Origin of the sequence: Siphonobacter sp. SORGH_AS_0500, assembly GCF_031453245.1 — a bacterium.
GTDB lineage: Bacteria > Bacteroidota > Bacteroidia > Cytophagales > Spirosomataceae > Siphonobacter.
Genome location: NZ_JAVIYT010000001.1, coordinates 2,373,636 through 2,389,646 on the forward strand (window position 1 = coordinate 2,373,636; position 16,011 = coordinate 2,389,646).

A 16,011-nucleotide genomic window follows, 5' to 3' on the forward strand; every position below is an offset into this window, starting at 1 on the left:
TCTTTATTTGCCTGCATAAATAGCAATAAACTATGAATTCAAATATTGAGAAATTATACCAGATCGCTAATAAGCAAAACCGCCGGATCATTGGGTTGATGTCAGGGACTTCGATGGATGGGCTGGATGTAGTGCTTTGCGAGTTCGAGGGGCAAGGGGGAGAAACGCAGATAAGGGTGTTAAACTTTAAAACGGTCCCTTTCGACGAGTCGATTAAAGACGAAATTCGAAAAGTATTTGCTCGCCGTGAGATTGATTTTCAGCAACTTGCTTTATTAAATCCCTGGATTGGTAACCTTCACGGAAGCATCGTGCTAGATTGTTTGAAGGAATGGAATGTAAATTCCGCAGACATTGATTGCATTGCCAGCCACGGCCAGACGGTCTTTCACGCCCCTAAAATCTTACATGGCATAGCGAAATTTCCCAACGCAACCCTTCAGATTGGTGACGGCGATCACATGGCTGTAACAACGGGCATCATTACCCTGTCCGATTTTCGACAGAAGCACTGTGCTGCGGGTGGTGAAGGAGCTCCGCTAGCCGTGTATGGCGATTACCTGATTTTCTCAAAACCCGGAGAAAATCGCATTCTTCTCAACATGGGCGGCATCGCCAATTTCACTTACTTACCGGCCAACCTGAATGCAGATGAAGTTTTTGCGACGGATACAGGCACGGGTAATACGTTAATTGATGCAGTAACCCGCAAGTATTTTGACTTGCCTTATGACGAAAATGCTGAAATAGCCCAGCGTGGCGTGATTAATGAAGCATTAATAGCAGAACTTAAAAACGATCCTTTCTTTCAGAAAACATTCCCAAAAACGACGGGTCCTGAGTTATTTAACCTAGATTACTTGCAAAGAGCACAACAGCGAAGCCAGACGGAAGAGCTGTCTCCCGAAGACGTGCTGGCGACTCTGACTCGCTTTTCGGCTGAAACCATCGCTGAAGCAGTGAAACAATCGCTAGCCTGGCACGAAAGTTCTACCCAATGGGTAATTTATGCAAGTGGGGGCGGGGTGCATAATCCTTTGTTACTGGCTCATATTCAGGAGTTATTACCCAAGTTTAGCCTTAGAAAGACCGACGAATTAGGGATTTTTGGGGATGCCAAGGAAGCTGTTCTGTTTGCTACGCTTGCTAATGAAGCCCTGGCGGGTGGTAAAACTAATTTTGGGCATAGACAGGGAGTGCCTAGTGTGTCAATGGGAAAAATATCCTTTCCGCATTAATTAAGTAGTTAATATTGTTAGTGGCCGCCGCTGCGGTCGTTGATTGATCGATTGCGATTCAACACAATGCAATTATATGAGTAGGATAATTTAGCGGCAAGGATCAGAATCGGTGCCGTTTTGGATTTGTTACCTGAAATCTTAACTAAAACAGCTATAATCTCTTTCATTTGCAGCATTATTAATCATTCAGACCGATGCGACTTAAAACTTCTCTAAACCTTCTGCTAGGAATTGCCTTATCCACTTCAGTTTTTGCTCAGGAAAAAAACTTGATTGCTCCGGGGGCGAGCCTACAAAAAATCTCCAGTCAATTCATTTTTACGGAAGGCCCCGCGGCTGATAAAAACGGTACTATCTATTTTACCGATCAGCCAAACGATAAAATCTGGAAGTATGACACCGATGGAAAGCTGACCTTATGGATGGATAAAACGGGCCGATCGAATGGACTTTATTTTGACAAAAAAGGTAACCTGATTTCCTGTGCGGATGAGAAAAATGAGTTATGGTCCATTTCACCCGACAAAAAAGTAACAGTATTGATGAGCGATGTTGCGGGTAAAAAACTGAATGGCCCTAACGATTTATGGATCGATGCAAAAGGGGGGATATACTTCACCGATCCTTACTATCAACGTAATTACTGGCAACGTCAGAAACCTGAAATTGAAGAGCAGAAAGTATATTATTTGCCCAAAGGAAAAAAACAGCCGACGGTAGTTGACGATCAGTTAGTAAAACCGAATGGGATTATTGGGTCAGCTGATGGCAACTATTTATTTGTGGCCGATATTCAGGCTAATAAAACGTATAAATACCAGATTAATAAAGACGGAAGTCTAAGTAATCGTCAGCTTTTTGTCAATCAGGGTTCCGATGGAATGACGCTGGACGCGGAAGGGAATTTATACATTACCGGAAAAGGCGTTTTCATTTATAACGCTAAAGGCGAGAAAATTCAGCATATTCCTGTACCAGCCGGATGGGTAGGTAATGTTTGTTTTGGAGGGAAAGATCGAAAAATGCTCTTTATTACAGCTTCCGAATTCGTATATACTTTACAAATGATTAATAAAGGAAATTAATAAGGTTTTTAACTAACCCAAAAAGACACGTCTAGGCGTGTCTTTTTTTGAACAGACTTATGGTATGGATGGAATCCTGCTCTTGGCCAACTGTTCATTAATGGCTCTTAACCATAGATCACGGCTTTGGCAAGTCCAGTGACTATCTCCCTTTTGGTAACCTTCCGCACCTAAAGGTTTTACCAGAGAATACGCATCAATTATTTTCACTTTAAGACGCGTATCCGACTGAATGCGTTCAATTAAGTGATTATAAGGCCCCATTTCGGGAGCAGTTACTGTCGTTTTATTAGGAATAATACTAAGGTATATTTCATCAAATCCTAACGAATGATAGTTGTCATAACTCTCATTTAAATGAGTAATCAGCTTCGTAATTTCTTCTTCTGAGACTGAATTAAAATTGGAGTTAATTAAAGTAGAATCCGTATCTAAATTTAAAAAAACATGCTTACGATCAGGAGATAGTGAAGTCATGGCATGCGTCCGATCGAAGAGGTGGAGATTCAACCAGGCTTTAAATTCTTTTAACCGAAGAAAGACAGGCCAGTTAAATAATACGTTGTCGTAACGTTCTTCAGGCACCTTAAGCCGGGAATCATGCGTGCCTTCTAAGAAAGCAACCAAATCATTGGTAGGCACCGAGGCATGGGTGTTGGGTACCGAAGATTGTACAATGGAAAGGTTGGTAATTAAAGTAGCTAAATGTTCGCGAAAATGCCGCTCGACGGATTCAATCAATAACACATTGTGTAAGGAAGTATCTAGCCGTACGGTTTTCTGATCATTCCAGTGAGTATAAGAATAACGCTGAGCAATGAAATCTGAACTATCAACCGAACCAGGTTCCATAAAACTGTCCCCAATGGCATACAGTGCAATCGATGCTTTGGGAGCACCGGTGGGATATAGCTTTGGACAAGTTACATGAGCTTGTTTGAACTGAACAAGATTAGTAAAACGATATAAGTCGCCGTATTTGTAATCATCCGGTAAATAACCTGCTAATCCAAGCGTATGATAAAAGGATTTAGATAATCCGATCAGGAATATTGCGACTAAAATAAAGATGAGTATTAATCGAGCTAATTGACGCATTATACTTGATTTTTCGGAGCAGGAGCATGGACACGTATCCAGTTATTAACTTGATTCAACCAGATTAATTTTCCTTTATTATTCCAGTGCCCGTCGCCCTTATGATACAATTCTGGTTTGCCTTTTAACAAACGGTGCATATCAATGTAAGGCATTTGAAGATCCTCGTGTTGCTGAATTCGTTCAATAATTCGATTGTAAGGCAGGCGGTTAGGTTCAAAGATTAGGCTTTTGTTGGGGATAATTGTTAATACGACTTCATCAAAGCCCATTTTTAAATAATGGTTACGAATACTATTCAGCGTAAGCACTACTGAATCAATTTGAGTGTCTCTAACAGGGTAATAGGTTGAAAATAAATTGGTAGTATCTGTTTCGAAGTCATAATACATATTCTTTTTATCTTCTGTCAATACCGCTTTCCCTACCACACGATCAAATAAAGTAGCGTGTAATTCAGCTTTGAATTCTTTCCATTTTAAAGCCCAATTCTGGTTGAAAACCAGGAACTCAATTCGCTGATTAACGGACTCCGCTGATAAAAAATCTAATCCTAAGCTATTAAAAGAAAAGGAGTGATCGTTTGCCGGGCTGACATTTTTAATTTCTGGTTCTGTCGTTTTAATTCCCCGATCTATGTAGATATACTCCGTTTCTGGATTTAATCGTTCGATGATACTCCGCTGGACAATTTCAAATAAAAGTACGTTGTAGTGACTGGTATCTAGCTTTACGGTCAAATAGGAGTCGTCATTGAGCCAACGACGATAGTTTTTTTCCCCCGCCAATAAAGAAGTATCAATTCCCATTCCGGTAAAACTATCGCCTAGAATAGCAACCGTAGTGTTTTTGATTTTGGTGGGTTTTTCATTCAGTGGAACCTGATCATTTTCGTAAAAGTTTTCTTCTTTAACTCGAGTTAAATTACTGGTATTGTATAAATCACCGAATCGATATTGATTCGGAATAAATCCTTTTTCTGATAATTTACGTTGCCATTTAGGCGAATAAATGAAAATAGCAAAAATGACCAAAGCCCCTAAAATGCCTAATTTGATTATCGTATTCATTAAAACTGGAAGTAGATAAATTGGTTGGCAGTAAAGACTCCAAATAAATAACAACTAACGACAAGGGCACTGAAAATGGCCCAGAACTTCACGTTACTTCTGGTAGGAATCTGGAAGTAACGGTTTTCTTTCCAAAGCAAGAATCCAATCAGAAGCAAACAGAAAATCATTTCGTTTGCATTGAGCGGCGTTTGGAGTTTGTCATGAACGGATATAGACGCGATTCCTTTGAAGTAGAGCAACGCATCGCGGAGGGTAATAGCCCGGAAGAAAACCCAGGTTAGCGTAATTAATCCAAAGGTAAGAACTATTTGTAACCCCCGATACCATGATGCACTAGGGACGGTAATGCCCTGGCGATCCATAAAACGATCCCGAAGCTGGCCCATGGTTTGATAAAAGCCGTGTAGAACGCCCCAGATTACAAAATTCCAGCTTGCTCCGTGCCAGATTCCACTGACCAGAAACACGATGAAGCGATTGATATACTGACGAACGGGGGAAACCCGGCTACCGCCTAAAGGAATGTAAATGTAATCGCGGAACCAGGTGGACAGCGAAATGTGCCAACGCCGCCAAAACTCAGCAATGGAAGCCGCTTCGTAGGGGGACTTGAAGTTTTCCATGAGCGTAAAGCCCATTACTTTGGAAGCTCCAATGGCTACATCCGAGTAACCCGAAAAATCACAGTAAATCTGGAAGGAATAGAAACAGGCAGCTACTAACAAACTGGTTCCGTTATGGTCGGTGATATGACCAAAAGCAGGGTCTACGACCATGGCAAGCCGATCGGCAATTACCACTTTTTTGAATAAGCCCCAGGCCATGCGGATGAGGCCTTCTTTTACGTTTTCCCAATCGTAGCGGAAGTATTCGTGGTACTGCCAGAGCACGTTTTGAGGACGTTCGATGGGCCCCGCTACCAATTGCGGATAAAACATTACATAGAGGGCATAAATCCCAAAATGGCGTTCAGCTTTCTGATTACCCCGGTAGACCTCGATGGTATAACTCATGGCCTGGAAAGTGTGAAAAGAAAGGCCAATGGGTAATAAGATACCGGGAAGAATGTCGGTACCTAGTCGCGGAACATGCGTGTCAGAACCCAATAGGTGTACGACATGCTCAATATTCTCAGAAATGAAGTTGAAATACTTAAAGAAAGCCAGAATACCGACGTTGGCAACCAGACTAAGGGTAAGTAACCATTTTCGCTTGACTGGATTTTTTTGATTTTCAATCCAGATTCCGGCGAGATAATCGATGATAATCGTAGCAAAAAGAATGATGATGTACTCGGGTACAAACACCATGTAAAAGTAACAACTCGCCAGAAGAAGCAGAATCCAGCGTCCATTCCACTTCAGACTGAAATAACTTAACGTAACAATTCCGAAGAAAAGAAGAAATTGAAGAGAATTAAAAATCATTCGACTTTTGGTAAATGGGGCTCAAAATTATCAATATCGGTCTAAACCAGCAGAAAGTGATTCCAAAGGTATTAACGAATCTTCGAGGTTAGGATTTGAACGCCTTTATCACTGGTAGCGTAAATAAAGAGTTTCTGATAGGATTCAGCAAATTCAATGGTAACCTTGTAAAGGCTTGGAATGGGAGCCTGAATCAAAGCTTCGCCCTGTAAATTATAAAGCATAGTTCCACGAGAATCGGTGACTGCGATGATTTTCGTTTCGGCTCCGAAGTCATAATATCGAAGCTGACTTTCTGAGGTAATCGGGAAAATATTAAAAAGGGAGTTTGCCTGTTTATCAAACAAGGTAACATTCTGATTTGTTTGCTGAATAATGAGCCAATCCTTAGCCGACTCTTCTACCAGCATTCGGAATCGCGTTTCTTTCGAAGGTTTGATCAACTGACGGCGATTAACCACCTTTCCTTCCTGAGACATCTTCAAAATTTCACCATTGGCACTAACCAGTTGAAGGGCAAAATCAGCATCGCGATCAGTGGTTTCCACGAAGGCGGGGCCATCGAACGGCTGGTTTAGTTGCACGGGAAAATTAGGCAGACTGAGTCCTTTCGCATTCGACAAGGCAACGCTTCCGTTGGGTTGCAGCAACACGGCATACGAATCGCCCTGGGTGTAGGCCATGCTGATGGGAAGGTTGGCATGGCGAATGTCGGAACGCAAACCCGAAGGCATAAGAGACAAGGTCGCTTTTGTAATCGTATATAAATGTCCGTCTGCATCGAGAGCAGAAAACTGCTTTTTGCGTTCGGGCGTTTGATCAAAAAGAGTTAATTCATAATCAAGCAATTTACTAAATGGCTTGGATGCGTAAAGCTGATAGCCCTTGGAGGTAGGATTCAGGATGTACAAGTGGGTTTCGGTAAATAATACCAGTTGATCCCGCCCTTTACCGAAATAATCCATAAGCTGAACCGGAGCTACCAGTGGCCCCGACAGGCGAAACTTGACCGTAGGCGTGGCTCCAACGGTCACCGGAATCAGGTAATTATCTTTAGTGGTAAGAATTAAATCTGTCGTTCCGGTGACTGCGTTTCGGTAGACATACGGTTCTCGCTGAAGCGGTCTGCCGAGCGGATTAGGAATTAACTTTTGCAGGAAAACTTTTCTTAGCAAACTAGGATCGGCGGTAACCCGGCCCTTCGTCCAGACAAACTGATGATCCACTTTACCGGGCAAAACCGTCACCTGCCAGGTCAGGAAATTCAAACGTTTGATGGGTTCTTCAAGATTGGTAATGGGTCCTTTCCATTCACTTCTGAGGTTTTTCAGGATCGAAAACCAAGATTTTCCAGCGTTGAAAACCAAACTGAAAGGACGAGGCTGTAAAATGCGAAGCACTTCCTGTCCCTGGGCGGAGTTCATCCACACATTACCGCGTTTATAATCAGTAATGTAATTCCGCATGGCCTGCATGTTGCTCGCTACGACGGCATAGCCATCAATGACCGTGTAATACGTTTTAGGAAAACCCTGAAAAATAGATCCAAACCAGAGGGAAGGTAACTCCGGTAACAAAATCTGACGTATGGTATAGCCCGAGATGATTTCCTCAAATTTCTTTGCTTTTTCTTCCTGCCGAATACTGCCTGATTCGTAGTGCATCCAATTCTGGAAGGCCCGGGCATTATTCAGTTTCATCAGCAAGATATTGCCTCCTTCGTTCAATTCATCGCTTTCCATTCGGCAGAGAATCAGCTCCCGATTGATGTGGTAATAAACCGAATCCGGACTGATGATGTACTTGTCTTGCCACTCAGACTTTAAATTCGCTTTCGAGGGCTCGTGTTTTTTCTGATAACGCAGAAAACGATTCGCCCAGCCAATGGGGTCAGAGAGGCTAAACTGGTAAAAAGCGGCGGTAGAATTAGGAATAAAGCGTTGACTAATCAGGGCAGCGGCTTGCTGGGAATCAAAGGTTTGCCAATAGGCGTGAGCATCCTTGGTTGCGGTGGTCGTCTCAACCAGCAGGCCTTTCCGAACTTTATTAACCGTAGTTTTATAAGCAGTATTTACGGGAAGTAAGGCCAGTAATGATCCCGCTGCGGATTGCTGACTCATCATGCGTCCGGCAAGAACGCTCAGATTCGCCCAGTTAAGCCAGAATTTAGTCTTAGCCGTGGCGTATTCGTCAGGAGTAGGGGGAGCATTATCCGGTACATCAAGTAATTTACTGATTTTCATCGCCACGTTCTCAACCAATAAGGAGGAGGGACTCAGTATGAGATAGTTATCATACTGCATGAAAGAAAATCGTTTCCGGCTTTTAGAGATGGTGACGTCCGTAATGCTCTGCTTCGCGGTTTGATGTTTCAGGCCTCTGACTTCATTCGAATTTAATCCATTGAGATACGAAAGAAAAGATTGATCTCCCGGCTGGTAAGGGACATAAATCAGGTAGTTAACCACGCTATTCGTCTCGGCGTGGAGCGAATAGGTTATGGTTTTATTGTGCAGAAATGAGTGTAGTAAAGAGGTATCAGGAACAGCCTGACGTAGCAATTGAAGAGCATCCTGGGCTTCTTCCAGAATGGGTAAATCGGTTAATTTGATCTGGTAAGAACGCAGCGGTTCCGGCGGATTTTGTAATTCAGTACTCTCAACGGCTAAGAGGTAATTTTCGGGAATATAAGCCCACACCGAACGTTCGTTGGTACTCCAGCGATAGTAGGCCCAGCAGGCCAGGCCAGCCAAACACACAATTCCCAGAAACCAGTAAAGACGCTTCACCCGGTAATAAATTTTTTATCCGATAAATGGGTTGTTTTAAGACGCAACACTTGCGTACCATTCAGTTACCGAAAATACGGAACATCTGATATAAAATTGCCAGTTGGGTTCCCAACTGGCAATTTTATGGTACTTACTTATTTTTTAGCTACGTTATTTTCCCCACATGGCATTAGCCGTATCTGGGAAGAAGAGCGAAAGTTCAGGTACATTCATGGCTACCCGGTTGGCCCATTCTACGCCCTGCATCAGGGAGTGATCTTGGTTAGAAACTTCGTATTTCCAGGCTCCGAAACGACCACGGGAATATATATCCAGGGGTTCGAGGGCAGGAAGTACCGTTTTCAGAATGCCATCGCGTTCTACGCTTGGCGTTGGGTAGCCATATTCAAAGCGAATGTGGAATTGCGAGATGATATCCTCTTCCGATTCAATCAGTTGATCTTCCTTGAGGGCTCTGATCACTTCCGCCATCAGGGTTTCCTGATCGACGGGTTTTTTCGGAGATTCACTTACTTCCACCATCAATGACCATTGCTCCTCAATGTTGGGAACGTTGTTTGGCGAATAATTCGAGAAGACCGTGATTCGGTAGTAAGGGCTATTAGATTCAGGGAAATACATCCAGCACTTGGTAGCGAGTTCAGCTTTCGGCTTTCCTTTCAGACCGATCCCAATTACGTTCGTGGAAGAATGTTTCAGTCCCTGAGCTTTTTCAGTAATAGCCGAATCCAGACCTTTTACTTTTTGGGTAAACAAGTCCAGTGGCATCGTGTTCAGCAGCGTTTCGTAACCAATGGTACGCCCATCGGCCAGCGTAATTTGCTTGCTAGCGGCATCAACACTTTCGACGTTGGCGTTCAGGATAATATTCTCCCGACCTACCAGATCACCTACGGCTTCCCAGATACCGCCCGTACCGCCATGTTTGGGGAATTGGAAAGTAGCATTGGGCCCCCAGGAATAATCGTCGTTGTTGAATAAAATATTCTTAGTAATGCGATGAAGATCAACGACCGAAACGCGTTCGCCTACCCAGACAGCGTTCATGTCTTCGGTAGGGTATGCCCAGACTTTGAAGTTGTAAGGGAACATGAAAACTTCACCTAACCCTTTGCCCTGCGTGGCCAGAATCCATTCCCGGAAGTTTGCGGGTTTGCCCTGAAAAGGTTTCTTATAAAGATCAATCAGACCATCCAGACATTTCCACATCGTTTCCTGAGAAAGGTACTTGATGTTATTCTGGAAAGGATAGGGAACGAAACGGTTTTCGATCCATACCCAGCTTTCGCGTTGGTGCGTAAGCCAGCCGTCTGCTCCCAGAGCTTTCAGCATTAACTCGTCAAAATACTTGTAATGCGAAAATTGTACGTGCCCACCAACGTCCCAGGTAAAACCTTGTTCATCGACGAAACTGGTTGCTAATCCACCAATGTGATCTTCTTTTTCAAGGACGATAAAATCAGTGATACCCAGTTCTTTCAGACGATAAGCTGCCCCAAGACCCGTCGGACCAGAACCAATAATGACGTATTTATAATTCATAAGGATTAATGTAAGTGCAATTTCAGAAATGAGGTGTTACTAAGCCTTGATCGCTCTGACTTTGGAATTCAATTCCTGACGGAACTGGAATAATTCCTTGAAGCTTTGCCAGCAAACTTTAAGCAGCTTCATTTTCTGAATGGATACCTCGCCAGTGGCCCGTTCTTTGTGAGTAATGGGGATATCAAATGTTTTATTACCAGCTTTCCGAGCCATAATGGCGAGGAAAATGTTGGGAGCAAAAGGTAGTGGCGTTGGGAGCTGAGCTAATAATCGTTTCAGTAAACTACCCTTAATCAGACGGAAAGGAATATTACTGTCATTGATGAACGTTCCATATACTGCAAACAAAGAGTACTTGAGAACGCGGGTAACAAAAAGGCGGAAGGTAGCATCATGGCGGACCTGACGGAAACCCATGATAAACTCGGATTCATTCCGTTTTTCCCAAAGCTTGAGGACATCTTCAGCCACGAACTGATCATCGGAATCGGTTTGGAATACCCATTCTGAATCAATTTCTACTGCTTTGCGATACGCGTGAACAACGGCGTTTCCGTGGCCACCATTCTTCTGATGAACCACCATTAAAAGAGGATACTTGGGTGCTATCTGGTCAAGTTTGGCTCCGGTTGAGTCTTTGGAACCATCATTTACAACGATAAGACGGGTTTCACCGAGGGGCTGGAAATATTTTTCAAGAAATGCTGACCAATTTTTAACGACGGTTTCAATGATTTCCTCCTCGTTATAGGCAGGCATTACAATAGATAGCAGGACAGACATGAAATAACTATTGGTTCTTACTGAAAAGACAACAAGCAAGGTTGATTCAGCAAAGGTAGTGCATTATTTTGATGAAACAGGTTTCCGAATACGAGCTATTAGACTCTGGGACTAAGCGTTTGTCTTTTACCTTAAGATAATCACTAGACAAATACTTACTTACCAGTTGCGTAATCGCCGTAATTGGATAACCTACAGCTGGACCTTTTGTTTTGCTAACTCATATAAGATTGTATCGTTTGATTAAATATAATATTTTGATAATCTACTACCAGTTCTGTTTTAAAGCTGGTGTCTGATCCTGATCCGGGATATGGATCGTTTGTCCCGTTTTATAGAGAGTAGACTTCCCATGGTCATGGGTAACCACTAAAAGCGAATAATCACCGGGTAAATATTGGTTCGGATTATGGTCAATCGTTGTCGATGAATACGGATGAATATAGTTCCGGCTAGCAGGGGCCACTCCGGGACGATCTATAGCTGTAAACATGAACGGAACCAGGTAAGATTTACCAGGTTTGTGGAGCAGGTAATAGGAACGGGTAAAATCTTTCGCTGCTTCGCCAGCTTTCTCCATTTCCAGAACACTAACCTGCTTCGTCTGGGTAATTTTCAGGCCGGGGTAGGCCGTAAGCTGATTCGTGTCGGGTTGGAGTAACGTGTTCAGCGAGGCATTGTACCAGGCAGCCGCTGCTTCATTAATAGGTTTACTTTTGACAGGTTCAGCCGGATACGAATAGTTAAACTGATCACTCATCAATTGGTTTCTGAGCCGTAAGCTATCGTCATAAAAATAGGAATAGCTAGTCCAGGCAATGAGGAGGCTGAACAGTAACGTTACTAATCCAATCGTTTTTCGAACAAAGCCATTGGTTTGCAGGATGAGCCAGGTATAAACCAGCAGGCTTATGACTATCGTATAGACTTTATACCGACTGGTAGTAAAGGTATTTTCATCAAAACCCAACCGACCGAATGCGACAATGGCAGTAGTACCCAGAACAAAAGCTAAAGCAGACCCTAGGAAATACTCGACTTTAGTTAAGGATTGTTTTTGAAAAACTTTTAAAGCTAATCGCAGGAGAATGCCACCAGAAAGAACAAACAGTATCAAGCCAGTCCCCAAAACCAGTAAGGTTGATTTTCGGGGATAGAGCGGTTCGGCGATGGACCCCAGAATCAATAAAACAGCCCGGACGTAGGCAACGATTTTATTCGGAACGGGGTGGGTGGGTTGTTCCGTCTTTTCGTAATGAAGGAAGTAAAGAACCCAGACCAGAACGCCAACCCCCAGCCAGATAAACACTTTCTTTTTAGGCGATTGAAGCCACAACACAATGACACCAAGGGGCCAGATTAATAACCCATTAGTGCTGGTGATACTGGTTAAAATAGCCAATGAAATGCAGATCCCTAAAGGTAGCTGATAGGCTAGGGCGTATAGACAGCAAATGACCCAGGCAATGACGCCAAAGTTTTGCAGGGCGGCCATGCCCCAATACATATTCTCCCACTGGGAGAGATTGAAAATCAGAAAAGGAATGGGTAATACATAAAGTAAGCCTACGGATTGCTTCAATACTTTATACCAGACCAGTACAATGAGGAGCAGAGACAGATTACCTACCCACATCAAGTGCACAAAATTCAGGTGACCCGTAAGAACATAGTCCAGAAGGGAAACGATTCGGTCGTAAACAATGCGGTGTTCATTATGCTGTCTCCAGAACGCGTCAATATACTGGGGAAGTGACTGAGCTTCCTGAAATCGCATGATAAAGGCCCGCAAGCCGTGATCATCCCACTTAGGAATATTAATGGCCAGTGAATCAAGCAAGTAAAAGTACAGAAGTATAGGTACTAAGCCCATACCAAAGACCAGTAAAGAGATAGATCGATTGTTGGACATGGGGAGAAATTAGAGTTTTGGGTTTAGCGTTATCACTGTAGAAACAACAATAATAACGCTAAACCCAAAACTCAAAACATTAGACAGGTAATGCTTCCAGTATGGATGCTGAATCAAGATGGGATTGCTGCTGATGATAGGATTGATCGCCGTATAATCCGTCGGGATACCCTTCGGCTCGCAGGCTTTTGAATGACTTTAAGGAAACTCCTCTTTCGAGCAATTGCACCGAAAGTTGCTGAGCCAGACCACCAATGCTGACGTGTTCTTCAGTAACAATGACATGCCCTGCATCAGTCAGTAGCCGGACGATTTCATCCGTTACCTGAAGCGGTAGCGTTAGGGCTGTCAATAGGTTAATCTTACGGTCATCACCGTCTAAAGCTGTCAGGACATTCTGCGTAACTGGGCCTAGTGAAATCACACTGGCTTCTGCATCGGGGTAACTCTTCAGCACTTTGAAAGACCCTGAAGTCTGCTCCAGCGAAGGTGTATTTTTTCCATAGCCTAAACGTAGGTAAGCCGGACGTCCAGTCTGTACCATGGTTCTTACACAATCACCAACTTCGTCAGCAAAAGCAGGAACGTAGCAGGTTACGTTTTGCAGGGGACTCAGAGCAGCTAAATCTTCGATGGCATGGTGTGAACTTCCCATAATTCCGTAGCCATAACCACCTCCATTACCCACCAGAAAAACGGGCAGATTGTGCAGGCAAACGTCGTTACGGAATTGCTCCAAACAGCGATACACTACGAAGGGAGCGATGGAATAACAAATCACTTTATAGCCTCGTGAAGCCATTCCTGCGGCCATGCCGACCATGTTCTGCTCAGCCACCCCTGCGTTAATAAACCGGGGACCCATGGCTTTCTGAACATTTTCCAGGGCACTATACCCCAAGTCGCCCGTGATGAAAATAAGCTTTTCATCCTCCAAAGCTAACTTCTCAATGGCTTCACTAAATTCTTTTCTCATGATGGTTTAGTTGTCAGTTGTCTGTTTACTGTTGTCAGTTTTAAAGTATCCCATAACTGACAACAGTAAACAGACAACAGTAAACTGTCCTTATTTTTTCTGCTGAGTAACCAGCGTTTTGATCTCTTCGGAGGTCTGGTATTTTTTGCCGCCTTTTCTAACCATGGTGCGGATAAACTTGGGACGTTTCTTCGTCTCTTCGAAAATCTTGCTGATGTATTCGCCGAGGAAGGAAAGGCCCAGCAGGGTCAATCCGCCAAACAAAGTAATCAGAATAATAACTGTCGTTATGCCCTGCGGCGTATCTGGGTCGATGACGTATTTGGCCAGAATCTGGTAGAAAATACCAAGAACGGACAGACCAGTCAGGATGAAGCCAGCGTAACTCATCAACTCCAAAGGAACAAAGCTAAATGAGAAAATTGCTTTGCGGGGCCCAGGCAATGTTTTTTCGCCAGTTGTTAGTAGAAACACCAAACATCCGCTCGGGACGAACGTAGGGTACTCCCGTTTGCTTAAAGCCGACCCAGGCTCGTAAGCCCCGAAGGAATTGTTCGGTTTCGGGTAGGGCTACCAGTTCTTTCACCACTTTCCGGTCAATCATGGAGAAATCACCGGCGTCGCGGGGAATGGGGATGTAACTCAGGTTCTGGAAAATACGATAGAAGCCTTTGTAGAAAATGTGCATGTGCGGCTTCATTTCCCGCTGTACTCGCGTGCCATAGACCACTTCAAACCCTTCCTGCCATTTTTCGTAAAAGTCAGGAATGATTTCTGGGGGATCCTGTAAGTCCCCATCCATTAATACCACGGCATCGCCCGTAGAAATTTCCATCCCACTGAGAAAGGCCGATTGACTTCCAAAGTTGCGGGAGTGGGTGATCCCAATGACGTTCGGATCTTTGGCACAGAGCTGTTCCAGAACGGCTTCGGTATCATCGGGGGAGCGGTCATTTACAAAGATGATTTCGTAACGAACCTTCATGGCATTGAACGTCTTTACGAGTCGCTCGTACATGTAAGGCATGGCCTGAGCGTCTTTGTAACAGGCAATAATAGCCGAGATAACCGGGTTTAAGTATGGATTTTCGAAGGCCGGAACAATCCGCTCTTCGTACTGATGCTTCTGCTGCCAGTCGTAGGTGCGTTGCAGCCCTTCGGCCAATGAAAATTTGGTCCCCCAGTTCAAGTCCTGACGGGCGGCAGTCGGATCACCGTACCATTCGGCTAGGTCCCACTTCCGGTTTTGCATGGTTCCGTAGACGGCTTCCTGCTTAATTCCAAATTGTTGCTGAACGGTTCTGACCAGATCAGCAATGGTGGTTTTAACGCCAGAAGCAATATTATAGGACTTTCCTCCGATCACGCTGTAGTCCGCCAGAGCGGCTTTCACGAAGGCAGAAATGCAGTCGTCTACATACACAAAATCCCGGGAAATTTCAGGCGAGACCAGCGGAGGAAGTTGTCCTTTCCGAACGTTTTCGATCAGTCTTGGAATGAGGCGGTCGGGTTCTTCCCAATCTCCATAAATGGAATACAAACGAAGGTTAACCGCCTTTTTCTGCTGAACCTGATGATAAAACTGAACGAGATAGGCCGAAGAAACTTTTGAAACCGCATAGTGGCTATTCGGCTCTACGGGATCCATTTCGGAGGGGGCTGTGCAGTTAAAGCCATATTCCGAGCTACTTCCGGCGTGGATGTATACCGTTTCGGAAGTACAGTTTTCCAAAATGTTAACCGTTCCGATTACGTTCGTTTCATAGGTCAGCGTAATGTTCTGTTGCTTGGAGTAAGCCCCATACGCTGCGAGATTAAAGACCGTTTTGGGCTTTAACTCGTCAAAAACACCTTTAACGGAGGTCGGAGAAACGATGTCGCAGTGGATGACATTTTCGGCTGGAACGTCCAGTAACTTCAAACGCCAGGCCTTGCGGGCATCATGAGTAAGGGTATATACATCTTTGCGGATGGCAAAGAGTTTTTCAAACAATGCAGCTCCAATAAACCCACTGGCACCAAATACAAAAATGGGTCCACGCAGCTGCAATATATCGTCACGTAATGATTCGGTCATTC

The 16,011-nt window shown here is 44.0% G+C and carries 10 protein-coding genes and 1 pseudogene; 2 read left to right on the forward strand and 9 right to left on the reverse strand.

The window, feature by feature from the left end; genetic code table 11:
- The first annotated feature begins 32 nt into the window (after nucleotides 1–32).
- Both QE357_RS10035 and QE357_RS10040 read left to right on the forward strand, forming a co-directional pair.
- Nucleotides 33–1,238: an anhydro-N-acetylmuramic acid kinase gene (locus tag QE357_RS10035; protein ID WP_309707143.1), complete on the forward strand. Its 1,206-nt coding sequence runs from the start codon at nucleotides 33–35 to the stop codon at nucleotides 1,236–1,238.
- A gap of 197 nt (nucleotides 1,239–1,435) precedes the next feature.
- Nucleotides 1,436–2,326 carry an SMP-30/gluconolactonase/LRE family protein gene (locus QE357_RS10040; protein ID WP_106634907.1) on the forward strand — a complete coding sequence of 297 codons (891 nt, stop codon included), beginning with the start codon at nucleotides 1,436–1,438 and terminating at the stop codon, nucleotides 2,324–2,326.
- 57 nt (nucleotides 2,327–2,383) lie between these two features.
- Here QE357_RS10040 and QE357_RS10045 read toward each other — a convergent pair whose 3' ends face one another.
- The 9 genes and pseudogenes from QE357_RS10045 to QE357_RS10085 all read right to left on the reverse strand — a co-directional run bounded on the left by QE357_RS10045 (nucleotide 2,384) and on the right by QE357_RS10085 (nucleotide 16,009).
- Nucleotides 2,384–3,424, reverse strand: coding sequence for a hypothetical protein (locus tag QE357_RS10045; RefSeq protein WP_106634906.1), 1,041 nt, complete (start codon nucleotides 3,422–3,424; stop codon nucleotides 2,384–2,386).
- Entirely contained in the window at nucleotides 3,424–4,494 is a 1,071-nt protein-coding gene (locus tag QE357_RS10050; protein WP_106634905.1) for a hypothetical protein, read from the reverse strand. Before QE357_RS10050 ends, QE357_RS10045 begins: the two co-directional genes overlap by 1 nt.
- The gene (locus tag QE357_RS10055; RefSeq protein WP_106634904.1) at nucleotides 4,494–5,924 is read right to left on the reverse strand and encodes an MBOAT family protein; all 1,431 of its coding nucleotides are present in this window, start codon (nucleotides 5,922–5,924) and stop codon (nucleotides 4,494–4,496) included. Before QE357_RS10055 ends, QE357_RS10050 begins: the two co-directional genes overlap by 1 nt.
- A 71-nt stretch (nucleotides 5,925–5,995) precedes the next feature.
- The gene (locus QE357_RS10060) at nucleotides 5,996–8,713 is read right to left on the reverse strand and encodes a hypothetical protein (protein WP_106634903.1); all 2,718 of its coding nucleotides are present in this window, start codon (nucleotides 8,711–8,713) and stop codon (nucleotides 5,996–5,998) included.
- Nucleotides 8,714–8,866: 153 nt separating this feature from the next.
- On the reverse strand, nucleotides 8,867–10,258 hold the full coding sequence (locus QE357_RS10065; RefSeq protein ID WP_106634902.1) for an NAD(P)/FAD-dependent oxidoreductase: 1,392 nt from the start codon (nucleotides 10,256–10,258) through the stop codon (nucleotides 8,867–8,869).
- A gap of 39 nt (nucleotides 10,259–10,297) precedes the next feature.
- Nucleotides 10,298–11,044 (reverse strand): glycosyltransferase family 2 protein, encoded by a 747-nt coding sequence (locus tag QE357_RS10070; protein ID WP_106634901.1) that lies wholly within the window; start codon nucleotides 11,042–11,044, stop codon nucleotides 10,298–10,300.
- Between the two features lie 268 nt (nucleotides 11,045–11,312).
- Entirely contained in the window at nucleotides 11,313–12,956 is a 1,644-nt protein-coding gene (locus QE357_RS10075) for a hypothetical protein (protein ID WP_106634900.1), read from the reverse strand.
- Between the two features lie 79 nt (nucleotides 12,957–13,035).
- On the reverse strand, nucleotides 13,036–13,932 hold the full coding sequence (locus QE357_RS10080; protein WP_106634899.1) for a transketolase family protein: 897 nt from the start codon (nucleotides 13,930–13,932) through the stop codon (nucleotides 13,036–13,038).
- A gap of 90 nt (nucleotides 13,933–14,022) precedes the next feature.
- Nucleotides 14,023–16,009 (reverse strand): annotated as a pseudogene (locus QE357_RS10085) (NAD-dependent epimerase/dehydratase family protein).
- Nucleotides 16,010–16,011: the final 2 nt, after the last annotated feature.